Source organism: Streptomyces lydicus (assembly GCF_000717345.1).
Classification (GTDB): domain Bacteria; phylum Actinomycetota; class Actinomycetes; order Streptomycetales; family Streptomycetaceae; genus Streptomyces; species Streptomyces lydicus.
This window is the reverse complement of the sequence record NZ_JNZA01000085.1, coordinates 1-2,356: the sequence shown is the minus strand read 5'-3', so window position 1 is coordinate 2,356 and position 2,356 is coordinate 1. Positions and strand designations below refer to the sequence as shown.

At 70.9% G+C, this 2,356-nt stretch carries 3 protein-coding genes and 1 pseudogene; 2 read left to right on the top strand and 2 right to left on the bottom strand.

What is annotated here, in order from left to right; all coding sequences use genetic code 11:
* Window positions 1-369 precede the first annotated feature (369 nt).
* Window positions 370-846, top strand: coding sequence for a GNAT family N-acetyltransferase (locus OO62_RS36055; protein ID WP_033271957.1), 477 nt, complete (start codon window positions 370-372; stop codon window positions 844-846).
* A gap of 115 nt (window positions 847-961) precedes the next feature.
* Window positions 962-1,261: a hypothetical protein gene (locus OO62_RS36050; RefSeq protein ID WP_033271956.1), complete on the top strand. Its 300-nt coding sequence runs from the start codon at window positions 962-964 to the stop codon at window positions 1,259-1,261.
* Between the two features lie 43 nt (window positions 1,262-1,304).
* Here the strand turns inward: OO62_RS36050 and mscL are convergent, their stop codons facing one another.
* A complete protein-coding gene (gene mscL, locus OO62_RS36045; RefSeq protein ID WP_033271955.1) occupies window positions 1,305-1,808 on the bottom strand; it encodes a large conductance mechanosensitive channel protein MscL in 504 nt (167 codons plus the stop codon).
* A gap of 282 nt (window positions 1,809-2,090) precedes the next feature.
* Window positions 2,091-2,356, bottom strand: a pseudogene (locus tag OO62_RS40340) (hypothetical protein); the annotation flags it as partial.

The following is a 2,356-nucleotide window of genomic DNA, read 5'->3' as shown; positions in this document are numbered from 1 at the left end:
ACCCCACTCCCACCCCTCACCCATCACCCACAAAGGTCATAGAACGGGCTGATGGCCGCATAAGCGCCTAGCGTGGGCCTGTGTCACCCCCCACGCCCTGAAAGGCACCGCCATGCCCGGACAGGAACACGCGCACCGCAGTCAGCCGCTCCCCGGCACCGACCGCAACCGCCCCGGCAAACGCAGCCACGGCTCACAGAGCCCGCCGACCCGGCCGCACGACGGTCGGCGGCCGCACCCGATACCCACGCACGACAAGGGCCGCTAGCTCCGGGAGAGTTCGCACCGCTCAGCGGCGCCCGCGTGCACACGGCGCACCTGCCCCTTTATTCCGTCGAGGGCTCCGCTGCCGGTCTGTAGCTTGCCGGTATGACGTCATCATCGCTGCGCCTGGAGAAGGTCACTCCGGACAACGTCGAGGCCGCTTGCCACCTCCAGGTACGGCCCGACCAGGAGGGACTCGTGGCGCCGGTGGCACGGTCGCTGGCCGAGGCGTACGCGCAACCCGAGATCGCCTGGCCGCGGTTGATCTTCGACGGTGAACAGCTCGTGGGCTTCGTCATGGCCTTCTTCCTGGTCCGGTTCAACCCGGACGATCCGGAGGACAGGCTCCGCTCGGGCATCTGGCGACTGAACATCGCCGCCGGCCAACAGGGCCGGGGATATGGGCGGTTCGCCGTGCAGTCGGTGTGCGCGGAACTGCGCCGCCGGGGGCAGCCGCGCGCGACCGTCTCCTGGGTGCCGGGCGCGCACGGGCCGGAACGGTTCTATCTGCGTCTCGGTTTCGTCCCGACCGGAGAGCTGAGCGGCGACCAGGTCGTCGGCGAGCTGTCCCTCGCCGGCTGAGCGCACGGACCCGGAGGGAAGAGGAACCGGGGCGTCAGGCTCGCCTGCGGCCGGGAGGGCCCGATGGGTCCCCGGCGGTCGGCCGCCGTGTCCGGGCCGCCCGTACCCTGGAGGGGTGAGCACCACCCCCGAACCCGAGCGGAACCCCGGGCCCCAGGCCGCCCCCGAGCCGGACTCCGCCCCGGAGGCCGACGCCCGCCCCACGCCCGACCCCGCCCCTGAGGCCGACTCCGGCTCCCCGGTCCCTGCCAAGGCCAAGGCCAAGGCTGCCGCCGCGCGGCTGATCTTCGACGATCCGCTGAGCCAGCAGTCCTCGGACGACACCGACCGCGGCTGGGGCGACCGTCCGGCCGGTGGTGGCGGGGCCGCCGATCTCGCCCGGTTCCTCGACGAAAAGCCGCCCCACCACCTCTGAGCGAGGCGACGGGGCGGCAAGTGCTGCCGTCCGTGGGCGCCTGCTACTCGTGCGTCTTCTGCGTGCCGATGCTGCCCGAGGTGGCGGACGGCGTGGACGGCGCGGGGATGCGCTGCGCGATCAGCGCGTCGCGGATCTCCGTGAGCAGTTCGACCTCGGTCGGGGCCAGCGGGGAGTCCTCGGCCGGCTTCCTGGCCGCCTGGCGCTCCTTCCACTTGTTCATCGGAAGGATCATGAGGAAGTAGACGACCGCGGCGGTGATCAGGAAGGTCAGCGCGGAGCTGAGCACCGAGCCCCAGAGGATGTAGATGCCGTCGGTGAACGTGCCCGTCTTCTTGTCCACGGTGCAGGTGGTGAGACATGCCTTGTAGTTGTCGAGGTTCTGCGAGCCCAGAGCACCGATGATCGGGTTGATGACGCCCTTGACCACGGCGTTCACGATGTTCGTGAAGGCCGCACCAACGACGACCGCGACCGCGAGTTCGATGACGTTGCCGCGCATCAGGAATTCCTTGAATCCCTGAAGGACGCCCTTGCTCTCGCTCACCTGACAGCCTCTTTCCACTCTTGCTACGAACGGTGCACCAACGATCAGCACCGCAACTTACGGCAGGGCGGGGCGGGGCTGTCCAGTCGCACGCCCCGAACCAGCGATCGGCCGGCGCGTCGGTGCGGATCCGGCGAACGGGGTGGGGGCCGTCGAAGCGACGGACGAATGCGGCGGTACCGGTGCGGTGGGCGCGCCCCCATTGGCGCGCGGCAGATGCCCCGCCACTCGCAGCAGTCTCGCGTGACGCCCGGGCGGAAGCCACTCGATCTTGAAGCATGCTCACCGCCCTCCCGGCGCCGTCGCCGACGGGCAGCCGTCCGCGGGTAAGCCTCGTACGGCCCCGTACGAGGCTCCGCCGGCCAGTGCTGCGGCGGCCATCGCCAGGCCGGCGGCCAGCACCCGCCGTCGGCCGGACCGGCCTCGGCGCAGTCCGCCACCGCTCACCCGTACCGGAGCGAAGTGGGGCACTTCACAGGGCGGGGGAGCGGGCAGGGGCGGCGCCGGGTAGGCGCTGTCTCTTATACACATCTGACGCTGCCGACGAT